The 17,633-nt window shown below is 70.6% G+C and carries 14 protein-coding genes; 11 read left to right on the top strand and 3 right to left on the bottom strand.

The features are described from left to right. Positions 1-83: 83 nt before the first annotated feature. Both NPA30_RS00255 and NPA30_RS00250 read left to right on the top strand, forming a co-directional pair. Positions 84-3,485: a transglutaminase family protein gene (locus NPA30_RS00255; RefSeq protein ID WP_256800307.1), complete on the top strand. Its 3,402-nt coding sequence runs from the start codon at positions 84-86 to the stop codon at positions 3,483-3,485. A 4-nt stretch (positions 3,486-3,489) separates the two neighbouring features. Further along, positions 3,490-5,847 carry a circularly permuted type 2 ATP-grasp protein gene (locus tag NPA30_RS00250; RefSeq protein WP_256800306.1) on the top strand — a complete coding sequence of 786 codons (2,358 nt, stop codon included), beginning with the start codon at positions 3,490-3,492 and terminating at the stop codon, positions 5,845-5,847. Here the strand turns inward: NPA30_RS00250 and NPA30_RS00245 are convergent. Further along, positions 5,820-6,716, bottom strand: a complete 897-nt coding sequence (locus NPA30_RS00245) for a LysR family transcriptional regulator (protein ID WP_256800304.1) — start codon at positions 6,714-6,716, stop codon at positions 5,820-5,822. The two genes, NPA30_RS00250 and NPA30_RS00245, sit on opposite strands and share 28 nt — an antisense overlap. A 91-nt stretch (positions 6,717-6,807) precedes the next feature. Here NPA30_RS00245 and NPA30_RS00240 point away from each other — a divergent pair, with 91 nt between their 5' ends. Both NPA30_RS00240 and NPA30_RS00235 read left to right on the top strand, forming a co-directional pair. Continuing rightward, positions 6,808-7,866, top strand: a complete 1,059-nt coding sequence (locus NPA30_RS00240; RefSeq protein ID WP_256800301.1) for a YeiH family protein — start codon at positions 6,808-6,810, stop codon at positions 7,864-7,866. Positions 7,867-7,957: 91 nt separating this feature from the next. After that, positions 7,958-8,854 carry a transglutaminase family protein gene (locus tag NPA30_RS00235; RefSeq protein WP_256800300.1) on the top strand — a complete coding sequence of 299 codons (897 nt, stop codon included), beginning with the start codon at positions 7,958-7,960 and terminating at the stop codon, positions 8,852-8,854. A 5-nt stretch (positions 8,855-8,859) separates the two neighbouring features. Here NPA30_RS00235 and pheS read toward each other — a convergent pair whose 3' ends face one another. Next, a complete protein-coding gene (pheS, locus tag NPA30_RS00230) occupies positions 8,860-9,942 on the bottom strand; it encodes a phenylalanine--tRNA ligase subunit alpha (RefSeq protein WP_256800299.1) in 1,083 nt (360 codons plus the stop codon). 211 nt (positions 9,943-10,153) lie between these two features. On the opposite strand from pheS, the gene NPA30_RS00225 reads away from it, so the two are divergent. The 7 genes from NPA30_RS00225 (at position 10,154) to mbfA (ending at position 16,987) form a co-directional block, all read left to right on the top strand. Beyond that, positions 10,154-10,552, top strand: coding sequence for a hypothetical protein (locus NPA30_RS00225; RefSeq protein ID WP_256800298.1), 399 nt, complete (start codon positions 10,154-10,156; stop codon positions 10,550-10,552). Between the two features lie 54 nt (positions 10,553-10,606). Further along, positions 10,607-13,033 (top strand): phenylalanine--tRNA ligase subunit beta, encoded by a 2,427-nt coding sequence (gene pheT, locus NPA30_RS00220; RefSeq protein ID WP_256800296.1) that lies wholly within the window; start codon positions 10,607-10,609, stop codon positions 13,031-13,033. A 181-nt stretch (positions 13,034-13,214) separates the two neighbouring features. Continuing rightward, positions 13,215-14,504 (top strand): UDP-N-acetylglucosamine 1-carboxyvinyltransferase, encoded by a 1,290-nt coding sequence (gene murA, locus NPA30_RS00215; protein WP_256800295.1) that lies wholly within the window; start codon positions 13,215-13,217, stop codon positions 14,502-14,504. A gap of 184 nt (positions 14,505-14,688) precedes the next feature. Beyond that, positions 14,689-14,907 carry a translation initiation factor IF-1 gene (infA, locus tag NPA30_RS00210; protein ID WP_055892241.1) on the top strand — a complete coding sequence of 73 codons (219 nt, stop codon included), beginning with the start codon at positions 14,689-14,691 and terminating at the stop codon, positions 14,905-14,907. 16 nt (positions 14,908-14,923) lie between these two features. Next, positions 14,924-15,565: a Maf-like protein gene (locus tag NPA30_RS00205; protein WP_256800293.1), complete on the top strand. Its 642-nt coding sequence runs from the start codon at positions 14,924-14,926 to the stop codon at positions 15,563-15,565. Next, complete coding sequence (yacG, locus tag NPA30_RS00200; RefSeq protein ID WP_256800291.1) at positions 15,562-15,762, top strand: DNA gyrase inhibitor YacG; 201 nt, start codon at positions 15,562-15,564, stop codon at positions 15,760-15,762. The genes NPA30_RS00205 and yacG overlap by 4 nt, the downstream gene beginning before the upstream one ends. Before the next feature lie 247 nt (positions 15,763-16,009). Beyond that, complete coding sequence (mbfA, locus tag NPA30_RS00195) at positions 16,010-16,987, top strand: iron exporter MbfA (RefSeq protein ID WP_256800290.1); 978 nt, start codon at positions 16,010-16,012, stop codon at positions 16,985-16,987. Between the two features lie 18 nt (positions 16,988-17,005). Here the strand turns inward: mbfA and NPA30_RS00190 are convergent, their stop codons facing one another. Then, positions 17,006-17,524, bottom strand: coding sequence for a transglutaminase-like cysteine peptidase (locus NPA30_RS00190; protein WP_256800289.1), 519 nt, complete (start codon positions 17,522-17,524; stop codon positions 17,006-17,008). Between the last annotated feature and the right edge of the window lie 109 nt (positions 17,525-17,633).

Here is a 17,633-nt window from a genome sequence, read left to right as displayed (position 1 = left end):
CGGGCTGGGCCCGTCTCGCGCTTGCCGCACCGCAAGCATACGGTATGGTCGGCGAAGATCCCGCGCTCCCGCCACGAGACCCGATGTCGATCCTCGCCGCCCTGAACCACGTCACGCACTACACCTACGACCGGCCGGTCACGCTGGGGCCGCAGCTGATCCGCCTGCGGCCGGCGCCGCATTCGCGCACCCGCGTGCCGTCCTATTCGCTGAAGATCACGCCCGAGACCCACTTCATCAATTGGCAGCAGGACCCCTTCGGCAACTACCTCGCCCGTCTCGTCTTCCCGGAGAAGACCCGCGAGTTCCGCATCGAGGTCGATCTTCTCGCCGACATGACGGTCTACAACCCCTTCGACTTCTTCGTCGAGGAGGCGGCCGAAACCTGGCCCTTCACCTATGCCGAGGACCTCGCCAGCGATCTCAAGGCCTATCTCGCGCCGGAGCCGGCCGGGCCGCTGCTGCAGCGCTTCCTGCATGAGCTCGACCGCAGCCAGACGCGCACGGTCGACTTCCTGGTCGGCCTGAACCAGACCCTGTCGAGCCACGTCGACTACCTGATCCGCATGGAGCCCGGCGTGCAGGCGCCGGAGGAGACGCTGAAGAAGGGATCCGGCTCCTGCCGCGACTCCTCCTGGCTGCTGGTCCAGATCCTGCGCCATCTCGGCTTTGCCGCCCGCTTCGTCTCCGGCTACCTGATCCAGCTGAAGCCGGACATCGTCGCGCTGGACGGGCCGAAGGGCACCGACCACGACTTCACCGACCTGCACGCCTGGGCCGAAGTCTACCTGCCGGGTGCCGGCTGGGTCGGCCTCGACCCGACCTCTGGCCTCCTCACCGGCGAGAGTCACGTGCCGCTCGCCGCGACGCCGCACTACCGCTCGGCGGCGCCGATCTCGGGCGGAGTCGACTACGCGGAAGTCGAGTTCGCCTTCGACATGACGGTGCAGCGCATCGCCGAGCGCCCGCGCGTCTCCTACCCGTTCTCCGAGGAGAGCTGGACGGCGCTCGACACCCTCGGCGCCGCGGTCGACGCCGACCTGCAGGCGATGGACGTGCGTCTGACGATGGGCGGCGAGCCGACCTTCGTGTCGATCGACGACTTCCAGTCGGAGGAGTGGAACGCCTCGGCCACCGGCCCGCAGAAGCGGGCGCTCGCCGACGACCTGATCCGCCGGCTGCGCGAGCGCTTCGCCCCGGGCGGCTTCCTGCACTACGGCCAGGGCAAGTGGTATCCCGGCGAGACGCTACCGCGCTGGACCTTCTCGCTGTTCTGGCGCAAGGACGGCGTCCCGGTCTGGCAGAACGCCGAGCTGGTGGCGCGCGAGACGGCGGACGAGCCGGTCGGGCCGGCCCAGTCCGAGCGCTTCACCCGGCGGCTGGCAGAGGTGCTGAGCCTGCCGGTCGACAACGTCCTGCCGGCCTATGAGGACGCCGCCTACTGGCTGGCGCGCGAGGCGCAGCTGCCCGTCAACGTCGATCCGAGCGAGTCCAAGCTGGAGGACCGCGAGGAGCGCGCCCGGCTTGCGACGGTCTTCAACCGCGGCCTTTCCACCCCGACCGGCCATGTCCTGCCGGTGCAGGCCTGGCAGGCACGCGACGGGCGATCGCGGTGGATTTCCGAGCGCTGGCGCACCCGCCGCAAGCACCTCTTCTTGGTGCCCGGCGACTCCTCCCTCGGCTACCGCCTGCCCCTCGCCTCGCTCCCGCATCTTTCGGCGGCCGACTATCCCTTCATCCACCCGGCCGATCCGACGCAGGGCTTCCCGCCGCTGCCGCCGGTCAACCGCCAACTCTGGGGCCGGGTGGAGATGCAGCAGAGCCAGGGCGTCGACGCCATGGCCCAATCCATGGGCGACATGCGCCAGTCGCAGCCGCCGCTGGGCGCGGGCGACGGGCCGTCGAACGCTGCCGGCCAGACCCAATCCTACGGCACGCCGGGATCCGGGCCCGGCGAGATCGAAGGCCACGTGCGAACCGCGCTGTCGATCGAGCCGCGCGACGGCAAGCTCTGCGTCTTCATGCCGCCGCTCGAGAGCGCCGAGGCCTATCTCGATCTGCTGACGGCGGTGGAGGCGGTCGCCGCCGCCGAGGGCCTGCCGGTGCAGATCGAAGGGTACGGCCCACCGCACGACCCGCGCCTCAACGTCATCCGCGTCGCGCCCGATCCCGGCGTCATCGAGGTGAACATCCACCCGTCGGCGAGCTGGCCCGACAGCGTCGCCATCACCACCGCGGTCTACGAGGCGGCACGCCAGTCGCGGCTCGGCACCGACAAGTTCATGATCGACGGCAAGCATGCCGGCACCGGCGGCGGCAATCACGTGGTCGTCGGCGGCGCGACGCCGACCGACTCGCCCTTCCTGCGCCGGCCCGACCTGTTGAAGTCGCTGGTGCTGCACTGGCAGCGCCATCCCTCGCTGTCCTACCTCTTCTCCGGCCTCTTCATCGGCCCAACGAGCCAGGCGCCGCGCGTCGACGAGGCGCGCCACGACCAGCTCTACGAGCTGGAGATCGCGATGGCGCAGGTCACCGGGCCGAACGCGACCGTGCCGCCCTGGCTGACCGACCGGCTGTTCCGCAACCTCCTCGTGGACGTGACCGGCAACACGCACCGCTCCGAGATCTGCATCGACAAGCTCTATTCGCCGGACGGGCCGACCGGACGGCTCGGCCTCGTCGAGTTCCGCGGCTTCGAGATGCCGCCGGACGCGCGCATGAGCCTCGCGCAGCAGCTGCTCATCCGGGCGCTGATCGCCAAGTTCTGGAAGACCCCGGAGGATGGCCGCTTCGCCCGCTGGGGCACCGCGCTGCACGACCGCTTCATGCTGCCGGCCTTCCTCTGGCAGGACTTTCTCGACGTGCTCGCCGATCTCGGCCGGGCCGGCTACCCGATGCGGCCGGAGTGGTTCGAGGCGCAGGCCGAGTTCCGCTTCCCCTTCTGCGGCCGCATCGAACGGGAGGGCGTGGCGCTCGAGCTGCGCCAGGCGCTGGAGCCCTGGCACGTCATGGGCGAGACCGGCGCGATCGGCGGCACCGTGCGCTTCGTCGATTCCTCGGTCGAGCGACTGCAGGTGAAGCTCACCAATCACGATCCTGCCCGCCACATCGTCACGTGCAACGGGCGGCCCGTGCCGCTGGCCGCCCTCGATGCGGCGAACGCGGTGGCCGGAGTGCGCTTCAAGGCCTGGCAGCCGGCGACGGGCCTGCACCCGACGATCCCGGTGCACGCGCCGCTGACCTTCGACATCTACGACCGCTGGTCGAAGCGCTCGCTCGGCGGCTGCGTCTACCACGTCGCCCATCCGGGCGGGCGCAACTACGACACCTTCCCGGTCAACGCCTACGAGGCGGAGGCCCGGCGGCTGGCGCGCTTCGAGGACATCGGTCACACGCCCGGCGGCTTCGAGCCGTTGCGGGAGATCCCCGATCCGTCCTTCCCGCTGACGCTCGACCTTCGCCGGCCGGCGCATCTCGCCGTCTGACCGGATGCAGACCTCGGGCACGAGCGGGTCGGCACGGGAGGCCGGCCTCGGCGCGCTGTTGCGCGCCTACCGGCCGGCACCCGGACGCTTCGACGAGATGCTCGGGCCGGACGGCGCGGTGCGTCCGCACTATCAGGCGCTGGCGGAACAGCTCGCCGCAATGCCGGGAGAGGAGCGCCTGCGGCGCTTCGCCCGTGCCGGCCAATACCTGCGCGAAGCCGGGGTCTTCTATCGCGTCTATGGCGGCGGTGCGGGCGGCGAAGGCGAGCACGTCTGGCCGCTGGCCCACCCGCCGCTGATCCTGGAGCGGCGGGAGTGGGACGGCCTCGCGGCCGGCCTCGTCGAGCGCGCCGGCTTTCTGGAGCGGCTCCTCGCCGACCTCTTCGGCGAGCGCCGGCTGATCGCGGACGGGGTGCTGCCGGGCCGGCTGCTCGGGGCCAACCCCGAGTTCCTGCGCCCGCTCGCGGACCAGGCGCTGGGCGGCGAGCCGCTGATCCGTTTCATCGCGGTGGACCTCGGCCGGACGCCGGACGGACGGTGGATCGTCCTTGGCGATCGCACGCAAGCCCCCTCCGGCGCAGGCTTCGCGCTGGAAAACCGTGTCGCGGCGACCGCTGCGTTTCCCGAACTCGCCCGGCAGTTGGGGGTCGAGCGGCTGGCCGGCTTCTTCTCGCGGTTCCGCGACGGGCTCCTGGCGCTGGACGGACGCGAAGACGCGCGCATCGGGCTCCTGACGCCAGGCCCCTACAACGAGACCTATTTCGAGCACGCCTATCTCGCCCGCTACCTCGGCTTCACCCTCGTGGAGGGCGGCGATCTCGTCGCCGGGCCGGAAGGGCTGGCGATCCGCACGATCGGCGGCCGCCTGCCGATCCGCGTCCTCTGGCGGCGCCTCGACGCCGACTTCGCCGATCCGCTCGAACTCTACGCGGGCTCGGCGATCGGCACGCCGGGGCTGGTGCGCGCGGTGCGCGCCGGCCGGCTGCACCTCGCCAACGCGCTCGGCTCCGGCCTGCTCGAATCGCGGGCCCTGCTCGCCCTTCAGCCGCAGCTTGCCGCGGCGCTTCTCGGGGCACCCCTTCGCCTGCCGGTGCGGCGAACGCGCTGGCCCGGCGGCGACACGGTCCCGCAACCGCGGGAGCATGCCGCGGCCTGGGATCGCCGGCCGGCACTGCCGCCGGCGATGGGCGCGCCGCGCGGGCCAGGGGGCCTTCGCCTCATGGACGACGACGATGCCTGGGTCGTCGAGCAGCAGCGCTCGCCCCTCTCCACCATGCCGGTCTTCGTCGATGGCGTCCTGCAGCCGCGGCCGTTGGCGCTGCGGGTGTTCCTCGCCCGCGATGCGGAAGGCTGGCACGTCATGCCCGGCGGCTTCGCGCGCATTGCCGAAGACGACGGGGCGGATGCGATGTCGATGCAGGCCGGCGGCCTCTCGGCCGACGTCTGGGTCACCGGCGATGGTGCATCGCCGTCGCTCACGCTGCTGGCGCAGGGCAGGCCGAGCACGGTTCGACGCGATGCCGGCGCGCTGCCGGCGCGAGCGGCCGACAACCTGTTCTGGCTGGGGCGCTATGCCGAACGGCTGGAAGGTGCGACACGGCTCCTGCGCCTGCACGCCGGCCGCTGCGCGGAGGCCGGCGAGGCCGATGCGCTGGCCGAGCGGACGGCGGCGCTGCTGCGGATCCATGGCATCGATCCGAGCACGCCGACGCCGGGCCTTGCAGCTCTGACCGCGATGACGCGGGAGCCCGCCTCGCGCATCCGCGACCGGTTCTCGCCGGACGCCTGGCGGCTGCTCGGCGAGATCGCCGAGCGTCTGGAGGCGGCGGGCCCGGCGCCCGACCCGACCCTGGCCGCCGGACTTCTCACCCGCCTGTCGGGCTTTGCCGGTCTCGTCGCCGACAACATGTACCGCCTTGCCGGCTGGCACCTCCTGCAATGCGGAAGACTGATCGAGCGAGGCCAGGCGACGGCACGCACCGCCCGGGCGCTGCTTGCGCAGGATACGCCGGAAGGGGCCTTCGAGGCCCTGCTCGAACTGACCGACAGCCGCATGACCTACCGCCGCAGCCACTCGGTCACCCTTGCCGCGGACGCGGTGATCGACCTGACGCTGCTCGATCCCTTGAACCCGCGCTCGCTCGTCTCGCAGGCGGAGCTCCTGGTGCAGGAGCTGCTCCAGCTCACACCGGCGGGCGCCGCGGGATCGCCGGCTCCGGCCGCCGAGCACCTGCGCGACGCGCTCCGCGCGTTCGTACCCGGCACGTTGGACGACGCCGCGCTGGAGCGCGTCGCCAGCGATTTCGCCAGTCTGTCGGACCGGATCCTCGAGCGCTACGTGACGGCGCCGCCCGCCGCCTGAACGCTTTCGCCGATCAGCGCGAGCAGCGAGGCCGCGGCGCGGCTCTGGAAGCGCTGCCGATGACGCAGGCCGTAGAAGGGGCGGGAGCCGAGATCGAGCGGCAGCGCCACGAGCGTGCCCGCCGCGATCGCGGGCGCGACCACGTGCTGGGACAGGGCGCCGAGCCCGGCGCCCGCCTCGACGGCGGTCCGCACCGCCTCGTTCGACGGCAGCACGAGCGTGACGTCCAGCGCCTGCGAATCGACGCCCAGCCGCGCCATTGCCGCGTTGAACACCGAGCGCGTGCCCGAGCCCTGCTCACGCATCACCCAGCGCGCCGCGCGCAGCGCGTTCGGGCGCACGGACGTCGGTCCGGGCGGGGCACTCACCAGAAGCAAGCGGTCCTCCGACAGACGCCAGCGCTTGAGCCGCGCATCCTCGGCCTCGCCCTCGACGAAGCCGAGTTCCGCGTCGCCGTCGCGCACCGCCGCAGCGGCCTGCTCGGTGTTGCCGATGGCGACCTCCAGCGACAGGCGCGGGTGTGCGTCGTGAAACCGGGCGAGGAGCGGCGGCAGCCAGTAGGCGGCGATGGTCTGGCTGGCGACGAGGCGGAGCGTCCCCCGCTCGAGCCCGGCGAGTTCGTCGAGCGCCTGCTCGGCGGCGACCACTCGCGCCAGCACCCCACGCGCCTCGTCCAGAAACGTGCGACCCGCTTCGGTGAGCACGATACCGCGGCCGATCCGGTCGAACAGCCGCACGTCGTGCCGCTCCTCGAGCGCGGCGATCGCTGCGCTCGCCGCCGACTGCGTCAGGTTCAGCGCCCGCGCCGCAGCAGTGACGTGCTGGCGGTCGGCGACGGCCACGAAAACACGGAGCTGTTCGAGCGTCATTGATTGCCTGCATCGATCGATATGACTGAAACTATGCGTTGGAACGATGAATAAGCAAGGCTTAGGCGTGGCGGTGTGAAAGGCGCCCTCCATGCACTCCGCAACCTCCCGATCACTCCCCGCCGCCCGCCTGAACCGCCTCGCGCTCGCGCTTCCCGGCCTCGTCCTGTGCGGTGCCGTCGCAACGCTCGCGGTCGGTCTCGAGGCGGCGGAGATCGACGTCGCCGGCAAGGCGTGGCTGGAAGCGCTGGTGCTCGCGATCCTGCTCGGCACCGTGCTGCGCGCCATCTGGCAGCCGGGAAGTCGGTGGCAGCCCGGGATTGCCTTCACGGCCAAGATCCCGCTCGAGATCGCCGTGATGCTGCTCGGCGCCTCGCTCAGCGCCGAGACGCTGCGGGCCGCGGGACCGACACTGCTGGCCGGCATAGCCGTCACCGTCGCCCTGGCGATCGTCTGCGGCGTCCTGATCGGGCGCGTTCTCGGCCTGTCGCGGCGCATGGCGATCCTCATCGCCAGCGGCAACGCGATCTGCGGCAACTCGGCGATCGCCGCAGTCGCACCGGTGATCGACGCCGATGGCGAGGACGTGGCGGCGGCAATCGCCTTTACCGCCGTCCTCGGCATCCTCGTGGTGCTCGGCCTGCCGGTGCTCGGCTGGAGGCTCGGCCTCGGCCCGGTCGGCTTCGGCGGCCTTGCCGGCCTCACGGTCTACGCCGTGCCGCAGGTCATCGCCGCCGCCGCGCCCTTCGGAGCGACGGCCATCCAGGCCGCGACGCTGGTCAAGCTGGTGCGGGTGCTGATGCTCGGCCCGGTCTGTCTCGTCCTGTCGCTCCTCGTGGCCCGCAAGCCTGCCGCGGCCGGCACGCCACTCCGACCGATCGCCTTCGGCCAGATGGTGCCCTGGTTCATTCTCGGCTTCCTCGGGCTCATGGCGCTGCGCTCGCTCGATCTCGTGCCGGCCGTGCTGCTCGGCCCGATCCATGCGCTGACGACGGCCCTGACGATCCTGTCGATGGCCGCCCTCGGGCTGATGGCCGATCTGCGTTCGCTCGCCCGCTCGGGCTGGCGGGTGATCGCCACGGCCATCCTGTCGCTCGCCGTGCTTGGGCTCCTGTCGATGCTGACCCTCGCGCTGGTCGGCCTGGGCTGACGCGCCGGGCGGCGTGCTTGCGGGCTTTCGCGGCGGCCGGAAAGGCCGTAAGCCCGCACGAGGAGGGCGCGCCGCCCGCGCGCGGATCGGCTTGCAGTACGACGTCACGCTCTTTCTCGAATATCTCTATCCGCAGGCCGTGGTGGACGCACGCCACAGGCTGTGCGCGACGCCCCGCCGCGACGACGGCCAGCGCGTGCTGAGCGCCGAACTGGCGATCCGTCCCGAGCCGGACGAACTCGTCGCGGAGGCCGACTTCTTCGGCAACGCCACGCACTCCCTGCTGCAACACCGCCCGCACGAGAGGTTCGCGATCACGATGACGGCCCGCGTCGCCGTCGCCCGGCAGATGCCGGTGCTGGGCGCCACGCCCCCGGCGGTGGATGTCGCGCGGCAGGCCCTCGATGCCCGCGACCTCGGCCCGGCCTCGCCGCTGCACTTCGTCTCGGCGAGCCGCGCCGTCCGCCTGACGCCACCGCTCGCGGCCTATGCGCGAGAGACGCTGGCGGGCTACTCCTGTCTCGGCGACGGCGTGCTGGCGCTCGCGCGGCGCATCCGGGACGAATTTGCCTACCGGCCGGGCGTGACCGACGTCACGACCGAGGTCGCCGCCGCCTTCGAGCGTCGGGAGGGCGTCTGCCAGGACTTCGCGCAGGTGATGATCGCGGCGCTGCGCGGCGCCGGTATCCCCGCCGCCTATGTCGGCGGCTTCCTGCGCACCGATCCGCCGCCCGGCCAGATGCGCATCCTCGGCATCGACCAGATGCACGCCTGGGTGAAGGTCTGGCTCGGCGAGACCGCCGGCTGGGCCGGCTTCGATCCGACCAACGGCATCCTGGCGCTCGACGATCACATCGAGCTGTCGATCGGCCGTGATTATGCCGACGCGCCGCCGGTGTCAGGAGTGCTCACGACCTCGGGCCAGCACTTCGCCCGGCACTATGTCGACGTCATCCCGTGGGACGAACCGGCCGGCGCGGGGCCGTAGCCGGCTCAGCTGCTCAAGCCGCCGAACAGCGTCGGCACGTCCAGCGGGCGGAAGCCATAGTGCTCGACCCAGCGCACGTCGGCGTCGAAGAAGGCGCGAAGATCCGGCATGCCGTATTTCAGCATCGCGATGCGGTCGATGCCCATGCCCCAGGCAAAGCCCTGATACTCGTCGGGGTCGAGCCCGCAATTGCGCAGCACGTTCGGATGCACCATGCCGCAGCCGAGGATCTCCATCCAGTCGGTGCCCTCGCCGAAGCGGATCTCCGAGCCCGAGCGGTCGCACTGGATGTCGACCTCGAGGCTCGGCTCGGTGAAGGGGAAGAAGGAGGGGCGGAAGCGCATCTTGAGCGACGGAACCTCGAAGAACGCCTTGCAGAACTCCTCCAGCACCCACTTCATGTTGGCGACGTTGGCCGTCCGGTCGATGACGAGCCCCTCGACCTGATGGAACATCGGCGAGTGGGTGGCGTCCGAATCCTGCCGATAGGTCTTGCCGGGGATGACGATGCGGATCGGCGGCTTCTGCGCCTGCATGGTGCGGATCTGCACCGGCGAGGTGTGGGTACGCAGCACCTTGCGCTCGCCGTTGGCGTCCGGCTTCAGGAAGAAGGTGTCGTGCATCTCGCGGGCCGGATGCCCTTCCGGAAAGTTCAGCGCCGTGAAGTTGTAGTAGTCGGTCTCGATGTCGGGCCCCTCGGCGATCGAGAAGCCCATGTCGGCGAAGATCGCGGTGATCTCGTCGATCACCTGGCTGATCGGGTGGATGCGCCCGCGGGACACGGGGGATGAGCGGACAGGAAGCGTCACGTCCACCGCCTCGGCGGTCAGGCGTGCGGCGATCGCCGCATCGGCCAGCGCCTCGCGCCGCGCCGCGAGGCGCTCGGCGATCCGGTCGCGCAGGCCGTTCAGCTTCGGCCCCTCCTCGCGCCGCTCCTCCGGGCTCATCCTGCCGAGGCCCTTGAGGAGCTCGGAGATCTCGCCCTTCTTGCCGAGCGCGGCGACGCGGATCGTCTCCAGCGCGGCCTCGTCGCTGGCGGCGTCGATCTCGGCGGCGAGCCGCGTCTCGAGGGCGGAAAGGTCGGTCATCGTCATCTCGGCTCGATTGACATTCGGGTCGGGCGCTTGACGGCGCCCTGCCGCCGCGTTCCATACCGGCTCCGGCGCCGCCTTTGCAATCGGCAGCGACCGGACCGCCCGGCACGGCGATGGCAGGCGCCCTGTCCGATCTCGGGTCGGTCTCGTTTGGAACCAACCGAGCCGCGGCTCGTCATCGTCCGTGTCTTGCAAGGGAGAGGCCATGTCACCGCGTCAGATCGTACTCGAAGTCATCGCCGTCCTGTCTGGTGCGATCCTCGCCCTCCTCGTCACCGCGCTCATCGCCTGGATCTTCGCCGGCAGCGACTTCTTCGCCATCGCGGCCTCCATCGGCCGGCTCCTGACCGCGCTCGTCACCGTCGCCCTCTTCGCGGTGCTCTATGCCTATCTGCCGCCGACGCCGGCCGCCCTCGCCTCCTTCTTCATCGGCATTCTCCTCCCGGCGGTGTTCGCCCGCTATGCCTTCGACGACGGCACCGGCTGGGCCGGCGTGCTGATCGAGCACATCGTGTTCTCGCTGGTGGCCCTCCTCACCTACCGCTGGGTCCATGCGAAGGGGACCGCCCGCACTCTGGCGGCGGAGGTTGCCGACAGGCTCTGACGATGCCATGAGCGTGCGAATGCCCGAGACCTGTTCGAAAGAAGCCGCCCGCTCATGAAGTTCACCCTGTCCTGGCTGAAGGAGCACCTCGAGACCGACGCCCCGCTGGCCGAGATCGCCGATCGCCTGACCGCCATCGGCCTCGAGGTGGAAGGGATCGACGACAAGGCGGCGCTGCGGCCCTTCCGCATCGCCCGCGTCCTGACCGCCGAGCGCCATCCGGACGCCGACAAGCTGCAGGTGCTGACCGTCCAGGCGGGGGGAGACGTCAATGGCGGCCAGCCTCTGCAGGTCGTCTGCGGCGCGCCGAACGCGCGTGCCGGCATGGTCGGCGTGCTGGCGCTGCCCGGCGCGTACGTTCCCGGCATCGACACGACAATCGGCGTCGGCAAGATCCGCGGCGTCGAGTCGAACGGCATGATGTGCTCGGAGCGCGAGCTGCAGCTCTCCGAGGAGCACAACGGCATCATCGAGCTGCCTGAGGATGCGCCGGTCGGCAGGCCCTTTGCCGACTGGGCGGCCCTCGCCGACCCGGTGATCGAGATCAACCTCACGCCGAACCGCCCCGACGCGACCGCCATCTCCGGCATCGCGCGCGACCTCGCCGCTTCCGGCCTCGGCCGGCTGAAGACGGAGACGCCCGAGACGATCCCGGGCGACGGCGCTTGCCCGGTCGGCGTGCGGCTGGACTTCCCGGACGGCGGGCCGCTCTGCCTCGGCTTCGGGCTTCGGCTCGTGCGCGGGGTTCGGAACGGTCCTTCGCCCGAGTGGATGCAGCGCCGGCTGAAGGCCATCGGCCTGCGCCCGATCAACGCGCTGGTCGACATCACCAACTACCTCACCTTCGACCGCGGGCGGCCGCTGCACGTCTTCGACGCCGCCAAGGTCACGGGCGACCTCGTGGTCCGCAATGCCCGCGAGGGCGAGAGCCTTCTCGCGCTCGACGGTCGGACCTACGACCTCAAGCCCGGCATGTGCGTCATCGCCGACGACGCAGGCGTCGAATCGATCGCCGGCATCATGGGCGGCGAGCACTCCGGCTGCGACGACGCCACCACCGACGTCCTGATCGAGTCGGCGCTCTGGGAGCCGCTGAACGTCGCCCGCACCGGCCGTGCACTCGGCATCATCACCGACGCGCGCTACCGCTTCGAGCGCGGCGTCGATCCGGCCTTCACGCTGCCGGGTCTTGAACTCGCCACCCGCCTCGTCATCGAACTGTGCGGGGGCACGCCGTCGGAGGTCGTCGCCACCGGCTTCGGCGAACCGGCGCAGAAGCGCCTGAGCCTGCCGCTCGGCGAGGTCGAGCGGCTGACGGGCCTTGCCGTCCCGGCGGACGAGCAGGCGGACATCCTCGACCGCCTCGGCTTCGCGCCGACGCGCACGGGAGAGACGATCGGCGTGATCGTGCCGACCTGGCGACCGGATGTCGAGGGCAAGGCCGACCTCGTCGAGGAGGTCATGCGCCTGAAGGGCGTCGATCGGATCGCTCCCTCGCCCCTGCCTCGGACCGACGCGGTCGCAGGCCGCATCCTGACGCTGCCGCAGATCCGCGACCGCGCGGCCCGTCGGGCCCTCGCGTCCCGCGGCATGGTCGAGGCCGTGACCTACAGCTTCATTTCCGAGACCGAGGCGAGGGCCTTCGGCGGCGGCGCGGCCGAGCTCGCGCTCGAAAACCCGATCGCCGCGGACATGTCGGACATGCGCCCGTCGCTGCTGCCGGGCCTTCTGAAGGCCGCCGGCCGCAACGCGGCGCGCGGCTTCGGCGACACCGCCCTCTTCGAGGTTGCCGGTGTCTATCGCTCGGACCGGCCGGACGGCCAGCGCCGGGTGGCCGGCGGCATCCGCCGCGGTACGGCCGGCGTCTCGGGCGGCGGCCGCGCCTGGAACGGCACCGCTCCGTCGGTCGGCGTCTTCGATGCCAAGGCCGACGCCATCGCCGCGCTGGAGGCGGCCGGCGCGCCGGTCGAGCGTCTGCAGGTCGAGGCGCCGGCGAGCGAGTGGTATCATCCGGGCCGGTCCGGGCGCATCAAGCTCGGCCCGAAGGTGGTGCTCGCCGAGTTCGGCGAGTTCCATCCGAAGGTGCTCAGGACCCTCGACGTCTCCGGCGCCTTCTGCGGCTTCGAGGTGTTTCTCGACGCGATCCCCGAGCCGCGCGTGAAGCCGACGCGCACCAAGCCGGTGCTGCAGCTCTCCACCTTCCAGCCGGTGCGGCGCGACTTCGCCTTCGTCGTCGATGCCGGCGTCGAGGCGCTGAAGCTCGTGCGGGCCGCCGAGGGTGCCGACAGGACACTCGTCACGGAGGTGCGGGTGTTCGACGTGTTCGCCGGCGCGAGCCTCGGCGAGGGCCGCAAGTCGATCGCCATCGAGGTCACCCTGCAGCCGACCGATCGCACGCTGACCGACGAGGAGCTCGAGGCGGTTTCGGCGAAGATCGTGGCACAGGTGGAGAAGGCGACCGGCGGCACGCTGCGCGCATGAGCGGCCCGCCGCCTTTCAAGCCGCTTGGCGGCGGGCGGGTCGTGCAAGGGTGCGGGTGTGACGCCTGCGCATCGCTCCGGCAATTTCACCGCATGGCGCGTTGAATTTGAAGCCGCCGCTCCTCTCATGTAGAGGGGAGCGCCGACCCGGAGGCTCCCGGGCAACAGCAAGGCAGGACGTCATGGACCGCATTCGCATCCGCGGAGGCAACGCGCTCAACGGGACGATCCCGATCTCGGGCGCAAAGAACGCCACGCTGCCGCTGATGATCGCCTCGCTCCTTACCGACGACACGCTGACGCTCGAGAACGTGCCGCATCTGGCCGACGTCGAGCAGCTGATCCGCATCCTCGGCAACCACGGCGTCGACTACACCGTCAGCGGCAAGCGTCTGGCGCACGACACCTCGACCGGCCGCACCATCCATTTCAGCGCCCGCAACATCGTCGACACCACCGCACCCTACGAGCTCGTCTCCAAGATGCGCGCCTCGTTCTGGGTGATCGGGCCGCTGCTTGCCCGCATGGGGCAGGCGCGTGTCTCGCTGCCGGGCGGCTGCGCCATTGGCACGCGGCCGGTGGATCTCTTCATCGACGGACTGCAGGCGCTCGGCGCCAGGATCGACATCGATGGCGGCTACGTCGCCGCCGAGGCCAAGGGCGGCCTGATCGGCACCCGCTACGTCTTCCCCAAGGTCTCGGTCGGCGCCACCCACGTGATGCTGATGGCGGCCTCGCTCGCCAAGGGCGAGACGGTGATCGAGAACGCCGCGCGCGAGCCGGAGATCGTCGATCTCGCCACCTGCCTCAACGCAATGGGCGCCCGGATCGAGGGCGCCGGCACGCCGACCATCCGGATCGAGGGCGTGACGGCGCTGTCCGGTGCGCGGCACCGCGTCATGCCGGATCGCATCGAGACCGGGACCTACGCCATCGCGGCCGCGATGGCCGGCGGCGACGTCACCCTCGAGCATACCAGGGGCGACTACCTGCAAGCCGCGCTCGTCGCGCTCGGTGAGGCCGGCGCGGAAGTGACAGCGACGCCGAACGGCGTGCGCATCGTGCGCAATGGCGGCGGCGTGCATCCGGTGGACGTCGTGACCGACCCGTTCCCGGGCTTCCCGACCGACCTGCAGGCGCAGTTCATGGCCCTGATGACGCGCGCCAACGGCGTCTCGCACATCACCGAAACGATCTTCGAGAACCGGTTCATGCATGTGCAGGAGCTCGCGCGGCTCGGCGCAAAGATCTCGCTCTCCGGCCAGGTCGCCCGCATCGAGGGCGTGCCGCGGCTCGCCGGCGCGCCGGTGATGGCGACCGATCTGCGCGCGTCCGTGTCGCTGGTGATCGCGGGTCTGGCGGCAGAGGGAGAGACGATGGTCAATCGCGTCTACCACCTCGATCGCGGCTTCGAGCGGCTCGAGGAGAAGCTGTCGGCCTGTGGCGCCGAGGTCGAGCGCATCTCCGGCTGAGGCAGTCGACTTGAACGAGGCGGCCGCGGCCAGCGTCTGCAGGCCGTCCGGTACGCTTGCTTTTTTGGCGGGAAAGTCCGATTTAGGGCCCGATCTTCAAATTCGGCGCCGTGCCGGGTCACGGCCGCACGAGGGCTACGGATGGATATCCGGGCCCGTCATCACATCGAGGTAAGAAAACCGCATGGCGAAAGAAGAAGTTCTCGAATTTCCGGGGACGGTGACCGAACTCCTCCCGAATGCGACCTTCCGCATCAAGCTCGAGAACGACCACGAGATCATCGCCCACACCGCCGGCCGGATGCGCAAGAACCGCATCCGCGTCCTCACCGGCGACAAGGTGCTGGTCGAGATGACTCCCTACGACCTGACCAAGGGTCGCATCACCTACCGCTTCAAGTAACACCGCCGCCCGCGCGATGGCTGTCCAGCAAAAGCTCGTCCTCGCATCCGGCTCGCCTCGCCGCCTGGCCCTGCTGCAGCAGGCCGGCATCGAGCCGGCGCGCCTCCTGCCGACCGATCTCGACGAGACGCCGGAGCGCAGCGAGCACCCGCGATCGCTCGCAAAGCGCCTGTGCAAGGCGAAGGCCGAGGCGGCGCTGTCGGTGCTGAACGAGCGGGACGAGGCGGCCGGCACCATCATCCTCGCCGCCGACACGGTGGTGTCGGTCGGGCGGCAGATCCTGCCGAAGGCCGAGATGGTCGAGGATGCGGTCGCCAACTTGCGCATTCTCTCCGGTCGCACCCATCGCGTCTACACAGGCCTCTGCCTGATCGGCGCCGGCGGTGTCCTGCGCCAGCGACTGGTCGAGACGCGCGTGCGCTTCAAGCGGCTGACCCGGCAGGACATCGAGACCTACGCCGCGTCCGACGAATGGCGCGGCAAGGCCGGCGGCTACGCCATCCAGGGCCTCGCGGGCAGCTTCGTGGTGCGTCTCGTCGGCTCCTACACCAATGTCGTCGGCTTGCCGCTCTACGAGACCCTGGCGCTGCTGTCGGGCGAAGGCTTCGACGTCTACGCCCGCTGGCGGCCGGAGGCCGCGGACGACGTCGCTGCATGACGCGGGCCGATCCCAAGGTGACGCCGCTGCGCCCGAAGCGGAGCTGCCCGGAATGCGGCCGCCCGTCGGAGCGGGCGACCTATCCGTTCTGCTCGCCCCGCTGCAAGGCGATCGACCTGAACCGCTGGCTGTCGGGCAGCTATGTCATACCCGCCAGCGAGGATGAGCCGCCGGCCGATCCCCCGACCGACGACTGACCGCCCTCGACGGCCTGCGCTCGCAGGGCGCTGACGAACCGTGGCGTCCTTGGCCGCCGATCGCTTCCAGCTTTTCACCCTTCTCCCTGCCCGCCGGCTCCGCCTGCCTTGCCGCACGGCGATCGCGCAACGCCGTTGCGGCCGACCGACCCGCAGCGCCAGCCGCGATGTTGCATCGCCGCTCTCCGTGGCTTGCGCTGCGTCCCCGCCACCTCTAACTTAGAATCATTCTAATGAGGGGACTGCCATGGAGCTGTCGCTGGGCCGACGGCCGCGCATCGAAGATCTGACCGAAGCCCAGATCCTGGCGCTCGCGATCGGTGCGGAGGAGGAGGACGCGCGGATCTATCGCGACTATGCCGAGGCGCTCCGCGAGGACTTCCCGGCGAGCGCGGCCGTCTTCGACGACATGGCAGCGGAAGAGGACGAGCACCGCCGCCTGCTGATCGAGCGCTTCCGCGCGAGCTATGGCGAGCGCATCCCGCTGGTGCGGCGCGCCGACGTCGCCGGCTTCTATCACCGGCGTGCCGACTGGCTCGTCCGTCCTCTCGGCATTGAGGCGGTGCGCGCGTCGGTCGCGCATATGGAGCGCCAGTCGGCCGACTTCTACCGCAAGGCAGCGCGGCATGTGCAGGACGCGCAGACCCGCCGACTGCTTGGCGACCTCGCGACGGCCGAAGCGGGACACGAGGCGACGGCGCTCGTCTCCGCGGAGCGGCACCTGACCGCAGAGGCCAAGGCCACCGAAGCGGAGACCGAGCGCCGGGCCTTCGTGCTGACCTACGTTCAGCCCGGTCTTGCGGGCCTGATGGACGGGTCGGTGTCGACGCTCGCACCGATCTTCGCGGCCGCCTTCGCCACCCGCGATCCGGCGCAGACGCTGCTGGTCGGCCTTGCCGCGGCGATCGGCGCCGGCATTTCGATGGGCTTCACCGAAGCCGTCAGCGACGACGGCGTCCTGTCGGGCCGCGGTTCGCCACTGAAGCGCGGCCTCGCCTGCGGGATCATGACCGCCATCGGCGGTCTCGGCCACGCCCTGCCCTACCTGATCCCCGACTTCTGGACGGCGACGGCGCTCGCCTTCGCCGTGGTCTTCGTCGAGCTCTGGGCGATCGCCTTCGTGCAGAGCCGCTACATGGACACGCCGCTGTGGCGGGCAGCCATCCAGGTGATCCTCGGTGGCGCCCTGGTCTTTGCCACCGGCATCGTCATCGGCGCCGCCTGATCGCGGCGCCGTCTTCGCCTACTCCTTGACCGCAGCGACCAGAACGTCGCTGCCGTCCTCGATGGTGTCCCATACCCCGGAGTTCGAGACGCTCTGGCGCTTCATGAAGCGGTAGGAGCTCTCCCGCCACGGCTTGATGCGCCAGTTGAGGTTGTCGAGGATGAAGTCGCCGATGGTGCTGCGCAAGGTGAGCACCGCATGGCCCTCGCCGTCCGGCTTCTTGACCACGGTGATCAGGAGATCGGACAGCGAGATGCCGGCCTCGTGCAGCAGCTTGCGCTTCTCGAGAACGTAGTCCTCGCAGTCGCCGGCGCCGTTAGGGTAAGTCCAGCGCTCCTCGACCCCATAGAGCTCCTGGTCGGACTCCGGCTTGATCGCCATGTTGGTCTGCACGTTGATCGCCGCGATCAACTGCATCAGCTGGGGGGTCAGTTGCACCGGCCCGCCGATCGGCTTGTTGTCGCCGCACTCCTGCGGCCGCTCCTTGCAGAAGCGATAGTGCCCGATCGGCTGCGTGGTCTTCCCACCGATCGTCATGAATGCAGACTTGTCCTGATCGATACTGTCAGCCGCCGCCGGAACTAAAGACGACAGACAAAGCAGAACCGCTGCACTAAATGCGCGAACCCCTCGCATTGCTTACCCC

The organism is Mangrovibrevibacter kandeliae (assembly GCF_024519155.1).
GTDB lineage: Bacteria > Pseudomonadota > Alphaproteobacteria > Rhizobiales > Rhizobiaceae > Mangrovibrevibacter > Mangrovibrevibacter kandeliae.
Note: the sequence above shows the minus strand (reverse complement) of the source record. Positions and strands in the feature narration are given on the sequence as shown.

Excerpts from the sequence above, each read along its gene's own strand:
- NPA30_RS00255 (WP_256800307.1), top strand. The coding sequence starts at position 84 with ATGTCGATCCTCGCCGCCCTGAACCACGTCACGCACTACACCTACGAC.
- NPA30_RS00250 (WP_256800306.1), top strand. The coding sequence starts at position 3,490 with ATGCAGACCTCGGGCACGAGCGGGTCGGCACGGGAGGCCGGCCTCGGC.
- NPA30_RS00245 (WP_256800304.1), bottom strand. The coding sequence starts at position 6,716 with ATGACGCTCGAACAGCTCCGTGTTTTCGTGGCCGTCGCCGACCGCCAG.
- NPA30_RS00240 (WP_256800301.1), top strand. The coding sequence starts at position 6,808 with ATGCACTCCGCAACCTCCCGATCACTCCCCGCCGCCCGCCTGAACCGC.
- pheS (WP_256800299.1), bottom strand. The coding sequence starts at position 9,942 with ATGACCGACCTTTCCGCCCTCGAGACGCGGCTCGCCGCCGAGATCGAC.
- NPA30_RS00225 (WP_256800298.1), top strand. The coding sequence starts at position 10,154 with ATGTCACCGCGTCAGATCGTACTCGAAGTCATCGCCGTCCTGTCTGGT.
- pheT (WP_256800296.1), top strand. The coding sequence starts at position 10,607 with ATGAAGTTCACCCTGTCCTGGCTGAAGGAGCACCTCGAGACCGACGCC.
- murA (WP_256800295.1), top strand. The coding sequence starts at position 13,215 with ATGGACCGCATTCGCATCCGCGGAGGCAACGCGCTCAACGGGACGATC.
- infA (WP_055892241.1), top strand. The coding sequence starts at position 14,689 with ATGGCGAAAGAAGAAGTTCTCGAATTTCCGGGGACGGTGACCGAACTC.
- NPA30_RS00205 (WP_256800293.1), top strand. The coding sequence starts at position 14,924 with ATGGCTGTCCAGCAAAAGCTCGTCCTCGCATCCGGCTCGCCTCGCCGC.
- yacG (WP_256800291.1), top strand. The coding sequence starts at position 15,562 with ATGACGCGGGCCGATCCCAAGGTGACGCCGCTGCGCCCGAAGCGGAGC.
- mbfA (WP_256800290.1), top strand. The coding sequence starts at position 16,010 with ATGGAGCTGTCGCTGGGCCGACGGCCGCGCATCGAAGATCTGACCGAA.
- NPA30_RS00190 (WP_256800289.1), bottom strand. The coding sequence starts at position 17,524 with ATGACGATCGGTGGGAAGACCACGCAGCCGATCGGGCACTATCGCTTC.